The following is a 19,144-nucleotide window of genomic DNA, read 5'->3' on the forward strand; positions in this document are numbered from 1 at the left end:
GCATAAAAAAATCCCGGCAACCTTACGGTGCCGGGATTTTTTTTGCCTTCAGATGTGCCCAGCCATACGCTTATTGGGCAGTGGCTTTGCCCTGACGCTTGTTGATGGCGTCAATCAGGCGTTTGGCCAGCGCCGGGTAGTCTTCATCGAAATGATGACCGCCTGGCAACTGTAAGGCCTCGCCGACTGCGGTGGTATCGGTGCAGCCGCTGTCCTTCTTCTCTTCGAGGCCGTAGACGCAGAACACCTTGGCGGCTGGCAGCTTGGCCATTTCCTGTCCGGTAGTGGCTTCTTTACCCGCGTTGCCGAGCCAGCCGTCAACGTGAATCTCGAAGCTGCCGGTGCGGGCGAAGGCCAGCAGAATGATCGCGTCGACCCGGTTCTGGTCTTCCGCCGCCAGGCGGTTATAGATCGCCGGCATTACGTCCGCGCCGAATGAGTAACCGGCCAGGATGAAGCGCTTGGTGCCCCATTTCTGCCGATAGTGGTTCATCAGATCGGTGAGGTCGACGGCGGTCTGCTCCGGGGTCTTGTGTTCCCAGTAGTAGCGCAGCACGTCGATGCCGACGACCGGATAGCCCATTTTGGCCATGTCACCCGCGACGACCTTGTCCAGGTCGCGCCAGCCGCCGTCGCCGGACATGAACAGTGTCACGGTATCGGATGGTTGGCTGGCCGGGACTTCAACGACCGGAATACCCAGGCCGCCGCTGTCGTTCTCGCCCAGCAGCAGATGGCGCAGTTCAGTGTTGAGAACCTGCGGCAGGGGAATATCGTAGTCACTGATGCTGGTGTCGGCGTTGGTCTGATCGCGCACGAAGGCCGCACTCGGATCATCCGGAGCGTCGTTCCACGCCGCCAGCCAGTGCCCATGAGGCGCTTTCTGTGGCAGTGGCACGTCGCAGATCTGTGGCGGTTTCTCGTCTTCCTCCAGAACAGGTGGAGGATTGGAGACGTGCTCAAGCTCGAAACCTACCGAAATGGCCTGCGCCTTGTCATCGGTCTGCGCGGCCAGCCAGCGCCATGCCAGGGTTGCGCCAGGGCCTATACCGCCGACCACCTTTGCCGGTCCGTCGAGTTTCTGCAGCGCGGCCTGAAAGGTCTTCTGTTGCAGAACGCAATCGTCTTTGGGCAGCACCACCTGAATGATGTGCGCCGACGCGTCTTTGCTGATCGCCAGCAATTGCTTGTCGGTGAGCATTTCTTCAGCGGTGACGGCCAGGACGATGCGAGTCTTGACGGTGGTCGCCGGAGTCACGCTGGTCAGCGGCGCTCCGCCTTCCAGGTTCAGGTGTTCCAGCGATGCAGGTGGAGCGGGGCGGTTCCAGATCCATATTCCCAAAGCTACGGCTAAAAGAACAATTACCAGTGCTGCAAGCAACAGGCGCCAGGAGCGTCGAATCATCAGCGTTTCACCAATCCAGTCAGGCCGCCCGCAATCAGGGCGGCGGTGTCAGTCAGTGCCACAAGCGGATCGAGTCCGGCAGGCACGGCCATATAACGAGGTTCCCAATCGGGCTGAAACTTGTCCTTGAAGCGGCGCAGCCCCTGGAAATTGTAGAGCTGTTCGCCACGACGGAAGATCATCGAGCCCAAGCGCTGGGTGATCGGCGCGCCCCGTCGTGGTTGCAGGCCGGATAACGGCACCATGCCCAGGCTGAAGCGGGCATAGCCCTGGGCTTTATAATGCAGAATCAGGCCGACCATCATGAATTCCATGGTCAGTTTCGGCGCGTCCGGGTGAGAGCGCATCAGGTCCAGGCTGGCCAGTTCCAGGCTTGTGGTTTCCAGCAGGTTGGAAAAGGCGACCGGCTTGCCCTGAAAGTGGACGATGGCAATGCGGAAATATTTCAGGTACTCGGGGCTGAAGCGACCCAGCGAAAAGCCTTTTTCGCGCACATTCTTGCCGGTCAGCCAGGCATCGGAAATCACTTTCAGTTCGTCGATGGGCGCCTGGCCCGGTTCGTAGATTTCCAGCGAAAGACCGTCACGCCCACCCCGATTCCAGGTGTAGCGCAGGTCTTTCATTTCCTTGCCCTTGGCTTCCATGTCGAAGCGTCGCAAATCCACACGCGCTTCTTCGCCGAGCTTAATCGCCGTCAGGCCAATGTCCATATAGAACGGCAGGTTTTCCGCGCGCACCTGGTAGAACACCGGGCGAGCATGGTGCACATCGCACAGGTCACGGAACTGCCAGATCAGCTCGGCGCGCTGCTGGGTCGGGCCGATCGGGTCGTAAAGCGCAACCAGACTGCGTCCGCGATGCGAGTACATCAGAAACGCGTTGCCCGCCGGGTGAAACAGGATGGCCTTGTCGCCGGTCAGCACCAGCCCGCCATCGGGCTGGCTGGAGGCCTTGAGAATTTCGGCGGCCTTGTCCAGATCGGCCGCGTCGGGCAGCTTGATCACCGGCCTTGCGGTGCGCAGCAGCCAGGTCAGCGAGACCACCACCAGCAGCACCGCGCTGCCCAGCGCCGAGCGCAGGCCACGTGGCGCGTCGGCATCGAGGGTGAACTGCCACCAGAGCTGATGGCTGTAGGGCACGTCTTGATAGGCGAACAACAGCAACCAGATCGAGGCACCGACGACGCAGATGCTGGCGATCAGATAGAGCGGCGAGAACGGCAATTCCAGCAGGCGACTTGGACGGTAGAACGAACGGCGGAAGGTCAGCAGCAGGCAGGCAGTCAGCAGCAGCATACTGGCTTCTTCCCAGTCGAAGCCCTTGAGCATCGACAGCACTGCACCCACCAGCAGCAAAATAGACGTCAGCATCCAGGCGGCAGACAGCCTGCGGCGCAAGCCTTGGGCGAGCAACAGGCACAGCACGCCGACCAGACTGGCACCAAAGTGCGAGGCATCGATCAGTCGATGCGGAATCATGAAGCCGACGTTTTCCAGCCGGGTATCGATTTCAGGGGTGGCACCAGAGAAGAGCAGCACCACCCCCGACAAGAAAACCAGCAGTGCCAGAATCGGCGCTGCCAACCCGGACGCGACGCGCATGGCCTGCTTGGTGGGCAACAGGCGCTGGGCTTCGGTGAACAACAGGGTCAGACAGGCCAGCAGCAGCGGCAGTACCACGTAAATCAAGCGATACAGCAGCAGCGCAGCGGCCAGAGGTGCAGCGCCCAGTTCGTTGGCAAACGCGGCCAGCAGGATCGCCTCGAACACGCCGACGCCGCCCGGTACATGGCTGAGCACCCCCGCAGCGAGGGCCAGCAGGTAGATCAGGATGAACGCGCCGAGCGGTGGCGCATGCGGCAGCAACAAATAAAGCACCATGGCTGCGGCGGCGACGTCCAGCGCGGTGATCAACAACTGGATCAACGTCAGCTTGAGGTCCGGCAGACGCAGGGTGCGGCGCCCGAGGCGGACCAGAATGTTGTGCGGGATATCCTGTTCCGGCAAGCGGCGGCGATAGATGAAAAGCGCCAGCATCAGGCTGCCAGCCAGTACCGCTGTGGCGACGACTGCCAGTACTTCCACCGGAAGCTTGAGCGCCAGGGAAGCGCCGGACAGGTTGCTCAACGTGGCCAGTGCAGCCAGCGGCGGCAGAGCGCAGCCCAGTGAAAGGCTGGCAAATACCGTCATCCTGGCAATTTCGATCGCGCCCACGCCATAGCGTGAATAGAGGCGGTAACGCACCGATCCGCCAGACAGCATCGAGAGGCCGACCGCATTGCCGATGGCAAATGAGGTGAAACCGCCGAGAAGCAGGGTTTTGACGGGCAGATCGACGTTGGCATAGCGACTGGCGGACAGTTCATAGCCCATCAGGATGATGTAACCGATCACTGCAGCAAGCAGTGCGCCGCCCAGAGCGGGCAGGGGGACTGCGAACAGCGAGTCGTGCAGCGCGTACCAGTCCATTTCGACCAGCATGTGGCGGCAGGCGATCAGGGCCAGACCGAACAACAGCAACATCACCGCCAGCCCGATAGGCTGTCGGTATTTGCTTAGCAGCTCCCGCCAGTGCAGGCGCGGTGGGGTGCTGGATTGTTCGGCATCAACTGCTTTATGGGAATCTGACGTGTTGTCGCGCATCAATCACTCCTTGGATCGTGCGCGACAGGATGGAGGTATACAGCCAAGTTACCAATCCCTACGCAAAAAATATTTCAGGATGTTAGCGCGTCAACGTCTAACGAGCGAATAACGATTCAAGCCGGGTGAAGCTGTTCAGCTGTGGTTCAGTAGTGATTCAGCTTAGTAACAGCCTATCGGCAGCGCCTGCAAAAACTGTCGTCGCCGAGCACATTACGTTACAGCTGTGATGACAGGGTTTCAAAGGGCGTAGCAAAAAGTCTTTTTTGTCAGACAGTTAGCTGTCGCCTGGAGAGGTTTTCGACCGGAAACAAAAAAGGCCACTCTTTCGAGTAGCCTTTCTTGATGTTTGGTTGCGGGAGCCGGATTTGAACCGACGACCTTCGGGTTATGAGCCCGACGAGCTACCAGACTGCTCCATCCCGCGTCTGTGTGGCGGCATTCTACAGCCGAACGCCGAAGTGTCAACCCTTAATACAAAAAACAGATAAATGAGAGGGTTGGCGAGAGCAGTGCAGCGCAGTCATGGTCACACGCTCCGTATCCCAAATTTTCGCTGCGCCGCGAAGTCAGTGCAGCAAAACAAATACGGAGCGGTGCTTTTCAGGCGTTGTCTAGTCCTGAAATAGGTTTACACCTGTTTCACGCTCAAAAACGCCCGATGCACCGCATCGGGCGTTTTGTATTTCAGGGATAAGTGTGGTCGCTCCCCATTGTAGATCTGCACCGATTCATCCACCATTTTCACTGCATCTGCCAAGTCTTTAGGCCGATGGAGTAGAAACTCGGTCTTCAAAATCCCGTTTATTCGCTCGGCCATAGCGTTCTGGTAACAGTCATAGCCATCAGTCATCGAGCACCGGATTTCATGCCTGGTATGCAGCCGCTGATAGAGGTCGGAACAGTACTGGGCACCGCGATCTGAATGATGAATCAGCATCTGATCGGTTTTTCGCTCTCCTACCGCTTTTTCCAGTGCCTTCATCACCGACTGGGTATGCAGGCTTTCATGCACATGATGACCAACGATCTTGCGTGAGTACGCATCTGTCACAAGGCTCACGTAGGCCACGCTTTCCTGTGTAGGCAGATAGGTTATGTCTGCAACCCAGACCTGTTCGGGTCCATTGGCCACGACTTGTTCAGGACCTGCTTTGAGCAGGTTGGGGTGGCGGCGAAAGCGATGATGACTATGAGTGGTCTTGTGATAAGCCCGTTTGCGCGAAACCAGCTCGCGCGCATCACGAAGGATGCTAAACAGACGGTCTCTACCCACGCACAACGACGCAGGAGCTTCGACGCTCATCAAGTAGTGCAGCTTGCGCGTTCCCAGCCTCGGCTGGCGCCGACGCTTTTCCAGAACGAAGTCCACCACCTCTTGGTCTTGGCGGACTTTCGCGTCAAAAGCGCGATTGCGCTTGTAATATGCTTGGCGCGAAATACCCATGAACAGGCAAGCCCTGGTAATGCTCAGGTCTTGGATTTGCCCTTGCGAGAGGACTTGCCGGGTCGCTTTTTTACGATGGAAACACCGTAGTCATTTTTCAAGACGTTCACGACAGCTTCAAAGAACTGGGCCTTCTGATTGCTCAGTACCAGCTGTTCTTCAAGCTCTTTAATCCGCTGCTCAGGTGTTGGCGGGAGTGTTGGCTCGGTCATGGACCTGCTCCTCGGCTCTCGAATTGATGCGCCTTGGCTCCAATCCTGTCGACCGTGCTTTCGTAACCAGACCAGCACCGTCGACCGGCCTTGGATGCCATAGCGTCGCTGGGCTTCTTTATAACTCAACTCGCCTTTTTCAACCTGATCTACGACCGATAATTTAAAGGCTAGCGTGTAATCGCGCTGGCTGCGCCTTTTGCCCGAATCCATTGAGTCCTCCTGAGGAAAGGTCAGAAGGTGTAAACCTTATTCAGGACGGGANTCTGTGTGGCGGCATTCTACAGAGAGATGGCGGAGTGTCAATGGTTAGTTTTAAAAAAGTGCTTTTTCTTCAATCGGTTAGCATACGGTTAGCCGGGCGGCCCAGCGTGTCGATAAGGGTTTGACGCCCGTATGACGGGATCATCCCGCCCTGTGCAGGGCGTCGACCGGCGGATAACACACTTTTTCAGCGGCCTTTCGCATCATTAAGTGTTACTTGGCGATACGGGTGAGATACTGCGCGACCATGGATTTCCGAAACGCATCAGGTCATGACGCAGCGCAAGATCATCCACATCGACTGTGACTGCTTTTATGCAGCCATTGAAATGCGCGACGAGCCCGATCTCGCGGGCAAGCCTCTGGCAGTGGGCGGCTCGGCAGATCGACGCGGGGTGGTCGCCACCTGCAATTATGAGGCGCGCGCTTACGGCGTGCGGTCGGCCATGTCCTCCCGGCATGCGCTCAAGCTCTGCCCGGACCTGACTATCGTCAAGCCACGCATGGACGCCTATAAAGAAGCATCGCGTGAAATCCATACCATCTTTCGTGATTACACCGATCTGATCGAGCCATTGTCGCTGGACGAGGCGTTCCTGGATGTATCGGATGCCAGCCACTTTTCCGGCAGTGCGACGCGCATTGCTCAGGACATCCGCCGTCGCGTCTCGAATCAGCTGCATATCACGGTCTCGGCGGGCGTGGCGCCCAACAAGTTTCTGGCCAAGATCGCCAGTGACTGGAAGAAACCCAACGGGTTGTTTGTGATTACCCCGGATCAGGTCGAGGATTTTGTCGCTTCGCTGCCGGTCACCAAATTGCATGGCGTGGGCAAGGTCACCGCAGACAAGCTGGGTCGCCTGGGGATCGTTGACTGCGCCGACCTGCGCAGCCGCAGCAAACTGGCCCTGGTGCGCGAGTTCGGCAGTTTTGGCGAGCGTCTCTGGAGTCTGGCGCACGGGATTGATGACCGTCCGGTGCAGAACGACAGTCGTCGTCAGTCAGTCAGCGTGGAAAATACCTACGATAACGACCTGCCCGATCTGGCTGCCTGCCTCGAAAAGCTGCCCGTCTTGCTGGAAACCCTGACCACGCGCATGGAGCGAATGGAAGGCCAGTACCGGCCTGGCAAACCGTTCGTCAAAGTGAAATTTCATGATTTCACGCAGACGACGCTGGAGCAGTCCGGAGCCGGCAGGGATCTTGGCAGTTACGAGCAACTGCTGACCCAGGCATTCGCCCGAGGCGGCAAGCCGGTCCGACTGCTGGGGGTCGGGGTGCGTCTGCACGATCTGCGTGCAGCGCATGAGCAACTGGAGTTGTTTTCGCGTTAGTGGCCGACCGCGCCAGGCGTTGCACAGCCAGACGCATTATTCGCTTTGAGCAGGAACAGCGACCAGTCGGCCCGCGTCTCTAGCCAGTGACTTGAGAAACTCGCGTTGCAACTGGGGATCGTTGCGCGTCAGCTCGATCAGGCTTTGTTCAAGCTCACTGGCTTCCTCTTCCAGACCCATGTCGGAAAGGCGTTTGACCCGATGCACCCACTGACTGACCTCATCATCTTCCAGATCGTCATAAATCAGTGCGTGAGCTTCCAGCAACTTGCCACGCAACGAGTGGCTGATCGGCAAGCTGGCGCTGGCATGCGCGCTGTCCTGATCGTCCTCGACACTGATGTACAGGCGGGTGATGCGGCTCAGGTCCTGCTCGGCGAACGGGCTGTCCAGCAGATTCAGACGCAATACGCCGTTGCGGTCCGTGCTCAGCTCATGGGTTTCAGCCCCGGCCTTGACGATCACCGGTCGCTCGTTCCAGGGCAGGTCCGAGTTTTCGATGCGTTTGTCTTTCTGGACTTCGTCGATGCTCGCCAGGTTCTGCTCGGCGCGCCCGTGCGAAGGTGCATTCATGAACGGGTTGAGGCCGGCAACGCCATAGTGAATCCAGTCCTTGGTCATGCTTTCCGGCAAATTACCCAGTGCAACGACATTGACGACGTTCGCGCCGACTCCGGCGACCACTGCTACCGCGCCAAGGGGGATTTCGTAGATTTCCCGCCACGGCTGATAAGGCGTGTAACGGTCATAGTGACGCGTAACCTCGAAGTCGGTGACCTCAAAGGATTTATGTTCGTGTATGCGGATACGGCGTTGTGGCAATTCCAGCGTTTTTGGTTCGCCGATGTCGACCTGCAGCGTATGTTCGAGCAGTTTGCGCTCGACGCGCTCTTCGTGTTCGTTGCGTTGCGACAACTGGTTGGCACAGCCGCCGACGAGAAAAGTGCCGCACAGTACGACACTGCCGAGGCTTAAGGTGCTTCGTTTGAACATGATATCTCGGATGTGGAGTGGGCGAGTGATGAGCGGCGCACCCTGTGCAGCAAGGATGCGCCTTTAGGCTCAGCGTTTCACGCGACCCTGGATGAACGACAGTACATCCGCCACAGCAATGGCTTGCGGTTGCGACTCGGTACGGCTCTTGTATTCCAGATTGCCTTCGGCCAGCCCGCGATCACTGACCACGATGCGATGCGGAATACCGATCAGCTCCATGTCGGCGAACTTGATGCCCGGGCTGGTTTTCTTGTCGCGATCATCGAGCAGCACTTCGAAGCCTGCGGCAGTCAGCTCGGCATACAGCCGGTCGGTCGCTTCGCGGACGGCGTCTGTCTCGTAACGCAGCGGGATCAGTGCGACCTGGAAAGGGGCCAGTGTATCGTTCCAGATGATGCCGTTCTCATCGCTGTTCTGCTCGATGGCAGCAGCAACCACGCGGGAAACACCGATGCCGTAGCAACCCATTGCCAGATTGACCGGTTTGCCGTTCTCGCCCAGTACCTGACACTTCATTGCTTCGCTGTATTTGGTGCCCAGCTGGAAAATGTGCCCGACTTCGATGCCGCGCTTGATTTCCAGCGTTCCCTTGCCATCCGGGCTTGGATCGCCGGCCACCACGTTGCGCAGGTCGGCAACGGTCGGTACTGGCAGATCGCGCTCCCAGTTGACGCCGAAATAGTGCTTGTCATCGATATTGGCACCGACGCTGAAGTCACTCATCAGCTCGACAGAACGGTCGATGATGCAAGGCAGCGGCAGATTCAGCGGGCCCAGCGAGCCTGCGCCCGCGCCGATCGCATCACGCAGCTCGGCTTCGGAAGCCATGACCAGCGGGCTGGCGACCAATTCTTGCTGGCTTGCCTTGATTTCGTTTAGCTCGTGATCGCCACGAATGATCAGCGCGATCAGCTTGCCTTCTTCGGCTGCGTGGACCACCAGCGTTTTGACAGTTTTTTCAATCGGCAGACCAAAGCCTTCGACCAGTTGCGCAATGGTCTTGGCATTTGGCGTGTCGACCAGGCGCAGCTCTTCGGTCGCGGCCGGGCGGGAGGTCTCGCGTGGGACCGCTTCGGCTTTTTCGATATTGGCCGCGTAATCGGAGCCATTGCTGAACACGATATCGTCTTCGCCGGATTCGGCCAGTACGTGAAACTCGTGAGAACCCGCACCGCCAATCGAACCGTTGTCAGCTTCGACCGGGCGGAATTTCAGGCCCAGGCGACTGAAAATATTGCTGTACGCGAGGTGCATGCGGTCGTAAGTGATCTGCAGCGATGCGTTGTCGGCATGGAACGAGTAGGCGTCTTTCATGACGAACTCGCGGCCACGCATCAGGCCGAAACGCGGGCGGATTTCGTCACGGAATTTGGTCTGGATCTGGTACATGTTGATCGGCAGCTGTTTATAGCTGTTGAGCTCGTTACGGGCCAGATCTGTAATGACTTCTTCGTGGGTCGGGCCCAGGCAGAATTCACGGTTGTGGCGGTCGACCAGGCGCATCAGCTCGGGGCCGTACTGCTCCCAGCGTCCGGATTCCTGCCACAACTCCGCAGGCTGGATGCCGGGCATCAGAATTTCGAGTGCTCCAGCGGCGTCCATTTCTTCACGCACGATGGCTTCGACCTTGCGCAGTACACGCAGGCCCATGGGCAGCCAGGTATAAAGACCGGATGCCAGTTTGCGAATCATGCCGGCACGCAGCATCAGCTGATGGCTGACCACGACCGCATCGGAAGGAGTTTCTTTCTGTGTGGCGAGCAAAAATTGACTGGTGCGCATGGTAGGCCGTTGTCGGTTGCTGAGACTGAATAAGACTTGGCATTGTACGGCGCTGATCCAGTGGCGTACAGGGCAGGGCGGGCTTGCAGGGGGTTGCAAGCAGGCTTTGAAGGCTTGAATGAAAAAGCCCGGCGTGTGCCGGGCTTCTTCTATTAACGAGTACTGAGTTGCGATTACAGGATCGAAATCGGGTAATCGACGATCAGACGGAACTCGTTGACGTCGCCTTCGCCCTCGTCGGCATTGGCGCGGTGCCATGCTTGACGAGCGCGGAAGGACAAGTCCTTGGCCGGGCCGTTTTGCACAACGTACTTGGCTTCAAGGTTGGTCTCGTGGTGTTCACCATCAGCACCGTACAGGCCAGCATAAGCACTATTGACCGGAGTGTTGGTGCCGTCGATGTCAGTACCCTTGATGTAGCGGGTCATGAAGCTCAGACCAGGAATACCATAAGGCGTCATGTTCAGGTCGTAACGAACTTGCCAGGATTTCTCGCCCGGACCGTTGAAGTCGGAGTACTGGATCGAGTTGTTCAGGAAGATCGAGTCGCCACCGCGGTTGTTGTCACCGATACCGATGTAGTCAAACGGGGTGTCGCCGTTGATCTTCTGGAACGCCAGGGTCACGGTATGTGCAGCGAGGAACGAATAGGCTGCGGAACCCGAGAACGCGGTGTTGCTGATCGAGCCGGCTTTGGCGCTGCCTTCATCAACGGTGCGGTAGATGTTCGCATCGAATGCCAGAGACTGGTCGTTGCCCAGCGGCAATGCGTAGTTCACGTTACCGTAGTATTGATCCCAGATGTCTTCGAGCTTGGCGGCATAGAATGCAACGCCCAGGCTGTCGTTGATAGCGTATTTGCCGCCTGCGAAATCAGCGGTTTTGGCTTCTACGCCAGCATAAGTTGCAAAGATGCCACCGCTGTGGCTGGTGTCATCCTGGCTGGTGCCCGAGTAGAAATGACCGGCTTCAACATCGAGGCCGGTAATTTCGCTGCTTTGCAGGCTCAGACCACTGGCTGTCTGAGGCAGCAGACGCGAACCGCCAACGGCGAAGACCGGGCTGGTGGGCTGCATGTCGCCGACTTTCAGTTCGGTTTTCGAAACGCGGAACTTGACTGCGCCGCCCAGTTTGCCTTGAGTGTTTTCGTTGTCGCCGCTCGAGTCGGTGACAAGGTTGCCAGAGCCCGAATATTTGTCAGGACCCCAGAGTTTCACACCGCCGTAACCGAAAGCTTCAACACCGACGCCGACGGTGCCTTGAGTGTAACCGCTGCTGAAATTGGCCCAGATACCCTGGGTCCAGTCGCGATCATCAACAGCGCCATCTTTCTTGTCGCGGTTGTAGTAATAGTTGCGCAATTTCAGGTCAAAGGTGCTGCCTTCAACAAAGCCTTTGGCATCAGCCTGATCGCTGACGAAAGGTGCCGCTGTTGCCAGTTGGGCGCTGGCTGCAGTAACGGCCAGTGCGATTGCGCTCCACTTCATCACTCTCATCGTGATTGCTCCTTTGGTTTTTAGAAGATTTTTTGCCGTCCCACCTGGTTTTTTATCTGGGCGGCTCTTTCTATTTTTTGGTCCGCGAAATCTACATTACGCTGACTTTGCTTGCGATAGGTACCGCTCTATCCTTTCAGAATCTTTACGGTGTTACTCGTGGCGAACCGTCCATGATGCAGCAGTAACGTTGCACTCAGGCTTTCCAGGCTTCTGTATCGACCGTATGCGCCTGACCGGATCGGTCCGTGCGCAGCCTGCCAGAAACTTTCCCCGGGGTCGCGAGACGTTTTCCCTTGATCCTGCCGCCGCTGTTTTCCGCCAGAGGCATCGTGATCATATGGGTAATAAAGCAACAAGCGTGCACAAAGGTCCTGAAAATGAAAAAAATTTGTGAAAAATCAGAATCAGCATCGAGTTTTGTTCGCAAGCTTTTGTTTTTTAGAGATTTTATTCAATTTGCGTAATCCAGCCAGCGTAGGGGTACGTTCCGCCAAGCTCAAGGCTTTTTTTCAAAAGCGTTACCCGTAGCCGCATCCAGTGTGTAAAAAACGAACCCGCAGTGTTGCTGTCGCAACATCAGTGTGTTGTTTTGGTGCAACCTGCGCCGCGAATGCCTGAACCTGGAGCATTGCGTGCGCGCTGGCCTATGGTGAGCATCGGGTTGTTTCATTTTCATGTACTTGAGCCATCTTTTCCCGGATGGGCTATCTGCCAGCGCATTTTTTGCGGCTCCGCGATTGCACAATCTGGCGTCAAGTCGGTGCGTTTGCAGTCGGTCCGGCTGCATGCTGGTGCGCGGAACGGTTTGGGGGTGAAGCGGCCTTTGATCACGCGTATCCTTCAAGTGTTGCGCTACGGCCCGCCAATGGTGGGCTGGCCGACATTCATTTGGAATCAGGAGCTATTTATCGTGTTCGTTCTGGATTCACGTCTTCAACAAGACACCCTGCCGATTGGCGACTTCCCGCTGTGCCGGCTGCTGCTGTCCAACGATGCGAATTATCCATGGTTCATCCTGGTGCCGCGTCGCGCCGATATCAGTGAAATCTTTCAGCTTGAGGATGCTGATCAGCTGAAGCTGTGGCAAGAGACAACCGAGCTGTCGAGGGTGCTGAAAGAGGCGTTTGCCGCGGATAAACTCAACGTCGCGGCATTGGGTAACGTGGTCAGCCAACTGCATATGCATGTCATCGTGCGCAAGCGCTCGGATGTCGCCTGGCCCGCGCCGGTGTGGGGCAAGCATCCTGCGCTTGCCTATACTGATGAGCAGTTCGCCGAAATCCGGCGGCAGCTCAAGCCATTGTTGACTACTGATTTTCGATTCGAGGAGGAATGATCATGAACCTTGATGAGCGAGTCATGGAGCTGGAAAGCCGCATGGCGTTTCAGGATGACACCATTCAGGCACTCAATGATGTGCTGGTGACGCAACGTCGTGAGCTGGACCATCTGCAATTGCAAATGACTGCGATGCTCAAGCGTCAAGAGGAGATGGGCAGTCAGTTTGAAACATTCGAAGAAGAGGCACCGCCACCTCACTATTGATCTGGCCCAAAAAAAATCGCGACGTCCGTGAGGGCGTCGCGATTTTTTTATATCGGCTGGTTCCAACGGCGAATGTGCCTCAGACGAATCAGCGGCGCGGCAGCGCTGCAATGACGTCTTCGGCCTGCAGGCCTTTGTCTCGGTTCATCACGGAGAATTCGACACGCTGGCCTTCGACCAGTACACGATGACCTTCACCGCGAATGGCACGAAAATGCACAAAAATATCGTCGCCCGAATCCCGGGAAATAAAGCCGAAGCCTTTGGACGTGTTGAACCACTTCACGGTGCCTGTATCGCGATTGCCCATGTCATGGCTTTGAGTAGCAGGTGCTGGTGAGTAAGACCTGTAAAAACTGACTGCGAGGTGCAATGCAACGGCCACAACCGCAATAATCAGGCTCACCATAATGGCCGGCTGGCCTGCGATGAATGGCAGTGGAACGAGCAACACCAGGGTTTGTATGACGACAGCAATGACGAGTAGAGCGCTGACCAGATTTTGCAGATTATGCCGTGGGCCTCGGTTCCAGTAGGGAATCACCGGAGCGAGTACCAGGTTGAGCAACCCGAAAAAAGCCAGACCAAGTGCATCGGGCTGTTGCAGGTAGGGAGACAGGGTTTCACTGCGCAGGCTAGGTATGAAAGAAAGCAGCAAGGCCGCCGCTCCCGTTACCAAATGGACGATTTTCAACATTTTAAAAAGCTCACATGCAAGAAGGATTACAAGAAATAGCGGGTAACGCCCGGTACGCTTCAGAACAAGAGGAGGCGTGATGCACGAACGTTTGGCCAGCCTATGCGCCAACGCTGGATGGCAACTCATTGGCGACACGGCGTGTATTTAACAGCAAAGCCTGATGCTACTCAAATCAGCAATTGATGACGACCGGAGTGTTTCGCTGCTGTCAGCGTTCACTTTATCGACGCTGACTCTGTAGCCGCCGCGCCAGAGCACTCCAGCCATGGATCGGGGTTTTCCTCACGAGGTGCGCGGAATGTGCATCCAGGTGGGGTGCGCCCAGGTCGGGCCATTGCGCTGCCAGATTTTCATCCGGCAGTACCCGCCTGTAGCCTGGCGCGACGGAAAGCTGCGCGGTTGCGGTTCTCTTGATAGAGTAGGGGTCGTCAGTAATTTTCAATCCTCACCAAAAGGGCATGAAACATGGCAATCGATATCGGTATCAGTGAAGAAGATCGCAAATCGATCGTGGACGGTCTTTCGCATCTGCTCTCGGATACTTATGTGCTTTACCTCAAGACTCATAACTTTCACTGGAACGTCAGTGGGCCAATGTTTCGCACACTGCATCTGATGTTTGAAGAGCAATACAACGAGCTGGCACTTGCAGTCGACTCTATTGCCGAACGTATCCGTGCGTTGGGCTTTCCGGCCCCGGGTACTTATTCGACCTATGCTCGCCTGTCTTCCATCAAGGAAGAAGAGGGTGTGCCCAGCGCTGAAGATATGATCAGAAGTCTGGTTCAGGGTCAAGAGGCCGTAGTCCGCACTGCTCGTAGTATCTTTCCTCTTCTTGATAAGGTTAGTGATGAGCCGACCGCCGACCTGTTGACGCAACGCATGCAGGTGCATGAAAAAACAGCCTGGATGCTGCGTTCGATGCTCGAGTCCAAGTAACGTTCAGGGCGAGTGACCGCAACGGTCGCTCGCCTGTTTTCAGGTGTCCGCGTTGCCCGCCCGTGCGCAGGCCTTGCCAGGCTGTCGGTTGGCGCCGCTGGCTTCAGGTGCACCTCAGTCAGGTTGCATACCGCTTTCTGCTTTAGTCGCTGAATGGTCCGCTGTACAGTAATTCCCTGGCGCTGATATCCACTATCTCTTCAATAAGAAACTCTATTCCGCTCAGTTCTGTAGCCATATCCTACAGTGTCAAGGTGCGCGCCCTGCTGGATATAAGATCCCGGATACGGTTTTATAGATAGCGTATTTATTTGTTTTTGAATATTTCTTTTGTGGATCTTAAATTCATTAATTCAAGGGTGGCTACTGTGATGGTTCGAGACATTGATCATGAGGTGAGAGCCTTAAGTCGGGAGGTGGAAATACGCCACGATCCCTTTGTCGAAGATTTCAATATGATGCTGGCGGAGCCTCATTCCAAATCGGTCAGGCTAAATGGCCTGGCCACGTGCCTGCGTCTGGAAAAAGTGTACTGGAATATTCTTTCCGGTATAGCGAGCTCCAATGAGTGCTCCGTTAATACCGTGCTGTCCCATATAGACAGAGAGGTCCACCTGCGCTATGGCGGGGTGAAGAACTTCAGTGGTCTGATTCGTGTGGTCTGTGTCGCGCATTTGCTCAAGGCTGACCCGGTGGGTATTGTCCACGCCTAGGTCCTTGCCTATCTCATTCAGGCAGGCATGCCCTGGAGGCTTTTCCCGTTTCAACGCGGCGCGCGATGAAACGTGAACAGACCCTGGCGTGCCTGCGGTTTTTTGCCCGCAAGCTGATCGCTTTGATGCAGGTCAGTGGCGAACTTATCCGGGCCGGATAGGTTCTCTCGGCTGCACGGTGTCAATTTACTCTATATAATCTCCCGTCTTGCTGAAGGGCGTGACGCTGCGCGAGCCAAGGCTGGCCTTGGCTTCTTGCCAATGCCTTGCACTGCCGGGCGCAAGCCAGGAGCGAAACCCCCCACCGAATTTCGAATTACGAGAAGTGAAAACACCATCATGATGCGCAGCCATTATTGCGGCCAACTGAACGAGAGTCTGGAAGGCCAGGAAATTACCCTTTGCGGATGGGTCCACCGTCGTCGTGACCACGGGGGCGTGATTTTCCTCGATATCCGTGACCGTGAAGGCATGGCTCAGGTAGTGTTCGACCCTGATCGCGCAGACAGCTTTGCTGCGGCTGACCGTGTTCGTAGCGAGTACGTCGTCAAGGTCGTCGGCAAGGTCCGTGCCCGTCCTGCTGGTGCTGTGAACGCCAATATGGCGTCAGGCGCCATCGAAGTTCTGGGTTATGAACTCGAAGTCCTGAACGAGTCCGAGACCCCGCCGTTCCCGCTGAACGAATATTCCGACGTAGGCGAAGAAACCCGTCTGCGCTATCGCTTCATCGACCTGCGTCGTCCGGAAATGGCTGAAAAGCTGCGTCTGCGCTCGCGCATCACGACCAGCATCCGTCGCTACCTGGATGACAACGGCTTCCTTGATGTCGAGACGCCGATCCTGACCCGTGCCACACCGGAAGGCGCTCGTGACTATCTGGTCCCTAGCCGCACACACCCGGGCAGTTTCTTCGCACTGCCGCAATCGCCGCAGTTGTTCAAGCAACTGCTGATGGTGGCCGGCTTCGACCGTTACTATCAGATCGCCAAGTGCTTCCGCGATGAAGACCTGCGTGCCGACCGCCAGCCGGAATTCACCCAGATCGACATCGAGACCAGCTTCCTCAACGAAGAAGACATCATCGGCCTGACCGAGAAGATGGTTCGTCAGTTGTTCAAGGAAGTCCTGGACCTGGAGTTCGACGAATTCCCGCACATGACCTTCGAAGAGGCCATGCGCCGCTACGGCTCCGACAAGCCAGACCTGCGCAACCCGCTGGAACTGGTCGACGTCGCCGATCAGCTCACTGGCGTCGAATTCAAGGTGTTCAGCGGCCCGGCCAACGATCCGAAAGGGCGTGTTGCCGCGCTCCGTGTGCCGGGCGCTGCGAGCATGGCGCGCAGCCAGATCGACGACTACACCAGGTTCGTCAGCATCTACGGCGCCAAAGGCCTGGCCTATATCAAGGTCAACGAGCGTGCGAAAGGGCCGGAAGGCTTGCAGTCGCCGATCGTCAAGTTCATCCCTGAAGAAAACCTCAACGTCATTCTCGACCGCGTGGGTGCCGTCGACGGCGATATCGTGTTCTTCGGCGCCGACAAGTTCAAGATCGTCAGCGAGGCCCTCGGCGCGCTGCGTATCAAAATCGGTAACGACCTCAAACTGCACACGTGCGAATGGGCTCCGATGTGGGTCGTCGACTTCCCGATGTTCGAAGAGAACGACGACGGCAGCTTCACCGCGTTGCACCACCCCTTCACCGCACCCAAGTGCACGCCTGAAGAGCTGGAGGCCAACCCGGCAACGGCGCTTTCCCGTGCCTACGACATGGTGCTCAACGGCACCGAGCTGGGTGGCGGTTCGATCCGTATCCACCGCAAGGAAATGCAACAGGCGGTATTCCGTCTGCTGGGCATCGCCGAAGACGAGCAGCAGGAGAAGTTCGGCTTCCTGCTCGATGCCTTGAAGTACGGTGCACCGCCGCACGGTGGCCTGGCATTCGGTCTCGACCGTCTGGTCATGCTGATGACCGGCGCGCAGTCGATCCGTGAAGTGATTGCGTTCCCGAAAACCCAGAGCGCGGCCGATGTCATGACCCAGGCGCCTGGTGTTGTCGATGCCAAGGCTTTGCGTGAATTGCACATCCGTCTGCGCGAGCAGCCAAAGGCCGAGTGATGTCGGGCAGGGCGTGTCAGTGATACGCCCTGCATTTATCCCTTATTGAGTGAGGCTTTTTGCCATGCTGGTCATCGGCGAAAGGTGAAAGTGTTTCAAAAGAATCCGGAGCGAAAAATGGCAGGTCATTCTAAGTGGGCGAACATCAAGCACCGCAAAGAGCGTCAGGATGCCAAAAAAGGCAAGATTTTCACCAAGTGGATTCGTGAGCTGACTGTTGCTGCCCGTCAGGGCGGTGGCGATCCGGGTTCTAACCCGCGTCTGCGACTGGCGCTGGACAAGGCATTGGGCGCCAACATGACCCGCGATACCATCGATCGCGCAGTGGCGCGTGGCGTGGGTGCGTCCGACGGCGATGACGTCGAAGAGCTGGGTTACGAAGGTTATGGCCCTGGCGGCGTGGCAATCATGGTTGAAACCATGACGGACAACCGCAACCGTACCGCCGCAGCGGTCCGTCATGCGTTCACCAAGTGTGGTGGCAATCTTGGCACTGATGGCTCGGTTGCCTATCTGTTCGATCGCAAGGGGCAGATTTCCTTTGCCGCAGGTGTCGACGAAGATGCGTTGATCGAAGCCGCCATGGAAGCCGATGCCGACGACGTCGTGACCAACGAAGACGGCTCGATTGATGTGTTTACGTCGTTCTCCGGGTTCTATGCGGTGCGTAACGCGCTGGAAACCGCGGGCTTCAAGGCCGCAGATGCGGAAATCGTCATGTTGCCGACGACCAGCGCTGTGCTCGATCTGGAAACCGCTGAAAAGGTGCTCAAGCTGATCGACATGCTCGAAGACCTGGATGACGTGCAGAACGTCTATTCGAACGCAGAAATCCCTGACGAAGTCATGGAGCAACTGGGCTGACAGCCGACAGGCAGTATCGTGTCAGAAGCCGGAGGAACGAGGCCGTGGTCATCACGCAGCTATCGGCCTCCGGCTTCTGCCTTTATGCTGCATACATCGTTTTTGCATGATCTCCTCAAGCTGCAGGCGTTATGACTCTTATTCTTGGTATCGACCCCGGTTCACGAATTACCGGCTATGGCGTGGTGCGTGACACCGGGCGTGGCTGCGTTTACGTGGCCTCGGGGTGTATTCGCACCGGTAGCGGCGAGCTGCATGAGCGTCTGCAGATTGTCTATCGTGGTGTCAGAGAGGTCATCAAGACCTACGGTCCCGTCACCATGGGTATCGAAAAGGTGTTCATGGCGCGCAACGCCGATTCTGCCTTGAAGCTGGGGCAGGCAAGGGGGGCGGCCATCGTGGCCGGTGCCGAGGAGGCGCTGGAGATCGCCGAGTACACGGCAACTCAGGTCAAGCAGGCTGTCGCAGGAACCGGCGGTGCCAACAAAGAGCAGGTCATGATGATGGTGATGCACTTGCTCAAATTGACTCAAAAGCCACAGATCGACGCGTCCGATGCGCTGGCCATTGCACTGTGTCACGCGCACACACGCTCCAGCCTGATTCCGCACGGGCTAGGTACAGCGCGCAGTCGTGGCGGACGGTTGCGTCTCTGATGGCATCACTTTTACGCATATTTTTACTTGC

The 19,144-nt window shown here is 57.1% G+C and carries 16 protein-coding genes and 1 tRNA gene; 9 read left to right on the forward strand and 8 right to left on the reverse strand.

Annotated features, from left to right (window positions below):
* Positions 1-70: 70 nt before the first annotated feature.
* The 4 genes from ABJ99_RS20400 to ABJ99_RS20415 all read right to left on the reverse strand — a co-directional run bounded on the left by ABJ99_RS20400 (position 71) and on the right by ABJ99_RS20415 (position 5,919).
* Entirely contained in the window at positions 71-1,405 is a 1,335-nt protein-coding gene (locus ABJ99_RS20400; protein WP_054087349.1) for a virulence factor family protein, read from the reverse strand.
* Entirely contained in the window at positions 1,405-4,047 is a 2,643-nt protein-coding gene (gene mprF, locus ABJ99_RS20405) for a bifunctional lysylphosphatidylglycerol flippase/synthetase MprF (protein ID WP_054087350.1), read from the reverse strand. The genes ABJ99_RS20400 and mprF overlap by 1 nt, the downstream gene beginning before the upstream one ends.
* Positions 4,048-4,397: 350 nt before the next feature.
* Positions 4,398-4,474, reverse strand: a tRNA-Met gene (locus tag ABJ99_RS20410).
* A 204-nt stretch (positions 4,475-4,678) separates the two neighbouring features.
* A protein-coding gene (locus ABJ99_RS20415; protein ID WP_230081069.1) for an IS3 family transposase occupies positions 4,679-5,919 on the reverse strand; the annotation gives its coding sequence in 2 pieces (ribosomal slippage) (positions 4,679-5,568 and positions 5,568-5,919; 1,242 coding nt in all).
* A 323-nt stretch (positions 5,920-6,242) separates the two neighbouring features.
* Here ABJ99_RS20415 and dinB point away from each other — a divergent pair.
* Entirely contained in the window at positions 6,243-7,304 is a 1,062-nt protein-coding gene (gene dinB, locus ABJ99_RS20425) for a DNA polymerase IV (RefSeq protein WP_054087353.1), read from the forward strand.
* Between the two features lie 36 nt (positions 7,305-7,340).
* Here the strand turns inward: dinB and ABJ99_RS20430 are convergent, their stop codons facing one another.
* The 3 genes from ABJ99_RS20430 to ABJ99_RS20440 form a co-directional block, all read right to left on the reverse strand.
* Positions 7,341-8,297, reverse strand: coding sequence for a hypothetical protein (locus tag ABJ99_RS20430; protein ID WP_054087354.1), 957 nt, complete (start codon positions 8,295-8,297; stop codon positions 7,341-7,343).
* A 69-nt stretch (positions 8,298-8,366) separates the two neighbouring features.
* Positions 8,367-10,082 (reverse strand): proline--tRNA ligase, encoded by a 1,716-nt coding sequence (locus tag ABJ99_RS20435; protein ID WP_054087355.1) that lies wholly within the window; start codon positions 10,080-10,082, stop codon positions 8,367-8,369.
* A gap of 173 nt (positions 10,083-10,255) precedes the next feature.
* The gene (locus tag ABJ99_RS20440; RefSeq protein WP_054087356.1) at positions 10,256-11,578 is read right to left on the reverse strand and encodes an OprD family porin; all 1,323 of its coding nucleotides are present in this window, start codon (positions 11,576-11,578) and stop codon (positions 10,256-10,258) included.
* A 248-nt stretch (positions 11,579-11,826) separates the two neighbouring features.
* On the opposite strand from ABJ99_RS20440, the gene ABJ99_RS28415 reads away from it, so the two are divergent.
* The 3 genes from ABJ99_RS28415 to ABJ99_RS20450 all read left to right on the forward strand — a co-directional run bounded on the left by ABJ99_RS28415 (position 11,827) and on the right by ABJ99_RS20450 (position 13,126).
* A complete protein-coding gene (locus tag ABJ99_RS28415; RefSeq protein ID WP_154864473.1) occupies positions 11,827-12,045 on the forward strand; it encodes a hypothetical protein in 219 nt (72 codons plus the stop codon).
* 446 nt (positions 12,046-12,491) lie between these two features.
* Positions 12,492-12,917 carry an HIT family protein gene (locus ABJ99_RS20445; protein ID WP_054087374.1) on the forward strand — a complete coding sequence of 142 codons (426 nt, stop codon included), beginning with the start codon at positions 12,492-12,494 and terminating at the stop codon, positions 12,915-12,917.
* 2 nt (positions 12,918-12,919) lie between these two features.
* Positions 12,920-13,126: a SlyX family protein gene (locus tag ABJ99_RS20450; RefSeq protein ID WP_054087357.1), complete on the forward strand. Its 207-nt coding sequence runs from the start codon at positions 12,920-12,922 to the stop codon at positions 13,124-13,126.
* An 88-nt stretch (positions 13,127-13,214) separates the two neighbouring features.
* Here the strand turns inward: ABJ99_RS20450 and ABJ99_RS29635 are convergent, their stop codons facing one another.
* A complete protein-coding gene (locus ABJ99_RS29635; RefSeq protein WP_054087358.1) occupies positions 13,215-13,823 on the reverse strand; it encodes a cold-shock protein in 609 nt (202 codons plus the stop codon).
* 468 nt (positions 13,824-14,291) lie between these two features.
* On the opposite strand from ABJ99_RS29635, the gene ABJ99_RS20460 reads away from it, so the two are divergent.
* The 5 genes from ABJ99_RS20460 to ruvC all read left to right on the forward strand — a co-directional run bounded on the left by ABJ99_RS20460 (position 14,292) and on the right by ruvC (position 19,113).
* On the forward strand, positions 14,292-14,765 hold the full coding sequence (locus ABJ99_RS20460) for a Dps family protein (protein WP_024644441.1): 474 nt from the start codon (positions 14,292-14,294) through the stop codon (positions 14,763-14,765).
* Positions 14,766-15,136: 371 nt separating this feature from the next.
* Complete coding sequence (locus tag ABJ99_RS20465; RefSeq protein ID WP_054087359.1) at positions 15,137-15,478, forward strand: ribbon-helix-helix domain-containing protein; 342 nt, start codon at positions 15,137-15,139, stop codon at positions 15,476-15,478.
* A gap of 339 nt (positions 15,479-15,817) precedes the next feature.
* Complete coding sequence (gene aspS, locus ABJ99_RS20470) at positions 15,818-17,593, forward strand: aspartate--tRNA ligase (RefSeq protein ID WP_054087360.1); 1,776 nt, start codon at positions 15,818-15,820, stop codon at positions 17,591-17,593.
* A 117-nt stretch (positions 17,594-17,710) separates the two neighbouring features.
* Positions 17,711-18,457: a YebC/PmpR family DNA-binding transcriptional regulator gene (locus tag ABJ99_RS20475; protein WP_054087361.1), complete on the forward strand. Its 747-nt coding sequence runs from the start codon at positions 17,711-17,713 to the stop codon at positions 18,455-18,457.
* 131 nt (positions 18,458-18,588) lie between these two features.
* Positions 18,589-19,113 (forward strand): crossover junction endodeoxyribonuclease RuvC, encoded by a 525-nt coding sequence (gene ruvC / locus ABJ99_RS20480; RefSeq protein ID WP_003364732.1) that lies wholly within the window; start codon positions 18,589-18,591, stop codon positions 19,111-19,113.
* Positions 19,114-19,144 lie beyond the last annotated feature (31 nt).

The sequence above is a fragment of the Pseudomonas syringae pv. cilantro genome (genome assembly GCF_001293775.1).
In the GTDB taxonomy this organism is placed as follows: Bacteria; Pseudomonadota; Gammaproteobacteria; order Pseudomonadales; family Pseudomonadaceae; genus Aquipseudomonas; species Aquipseudomonas syringae_P.

Excerpts from the sequence above, each read along its gene's own strand:
- ABJ99_RS20400 (WP_054087349.1), bottom strand. The coding sequence starts at position 1,405 with ATGATTCGACGCTCCTGGCGCCTGTTGCTTGCAGCACTGGTAATTGTT.
- mprF (WP_054087350.1), bottom strand. The coding sequence starts at position 4,047 with ATGCGCGACAACACGTCAGATTCCCATAAAGCAGTTGATGCCGAACAA.
- dinB (WP_054087353.1), top strand. The coding sequence starts at position 6,243 with ATGACGCAGCGCAAGATCATCCACATCGACTGTGACTGCTTTTATGCA.
- ABJ99_RS20430 (WP_054087354.1), bottom strand. The coding sequence starts at position 8,297 with ATGTTCAAACGAAGCACCTTAAGCCTCGGCAGTGTCGTACTGTGCGGC.
- ABJ99_RS20435 (WP_054087355.1), bottom strand. The coding sequence starts at position 10,082 with ATGCGCACCAGTCAATTTTTGCTCGCCACACAGAAAGAAACTCCTTCC.
- ABJ99_RS20440 (WP_054087356.1), bottom strand. The coding sequence starts at position 11,578 with ATGAGAGTGATGAAGTGGAGCGCAATCGCACTGGCCGTTACTGCAGCC.
- ABJ99_RS20450 (WP_054087357.1), top strand. The coding sequence starts at position 12,920 with ATGAACCTTGATGAGCGAGTCATGGAGCTGGAAAGCCGCATGGCGTTT.
- ABJ99_RS29635 (WP_054087358.1), bottom strand. The coding sequence starts at position 13,823 with ATGTTGAAAATCGTCCATTTGGTAACGGGAGCGGCGGCCTTGCTGCTT.
- ABJ99_RS20460 (WP_024644441.1), top strand. The coding sequence starts at position 14,292 with ATGGCAATCGATATCGGTATCAGTGAAGAAGATCGCAAATCGATCGTG.
- ABJ99_RS20465 (WP_054087359.1), top strand. The coding sequence starts at position 15,137 with ATGGTTCGAGACATTGATCATGAGGTGAGAGCCTTAAGTCGGGAGGTG.
- aspS (WP_054087360.1), top strand. The coding sequence starts at position 15,818 with ATGATGCGCAGCCATTATTGCGGCCAACTGAACGAGAGTCTGGAAGGC.
- ABJ99_RS20475 (WP_054087361.1), top strand. The coding sequence starts at position 17,711 with ATGGCAGGTCATTCTAAGTGGGCGAACATCAAGCACCGCAAAGAGCGT.
- ruvC (WP_003364732.1), top strand. The coding sequence starts at position 18,589 with ATGACTCTTATTCTTGGTATCGACCCCGGTTCACGAATTACCGGCTAT.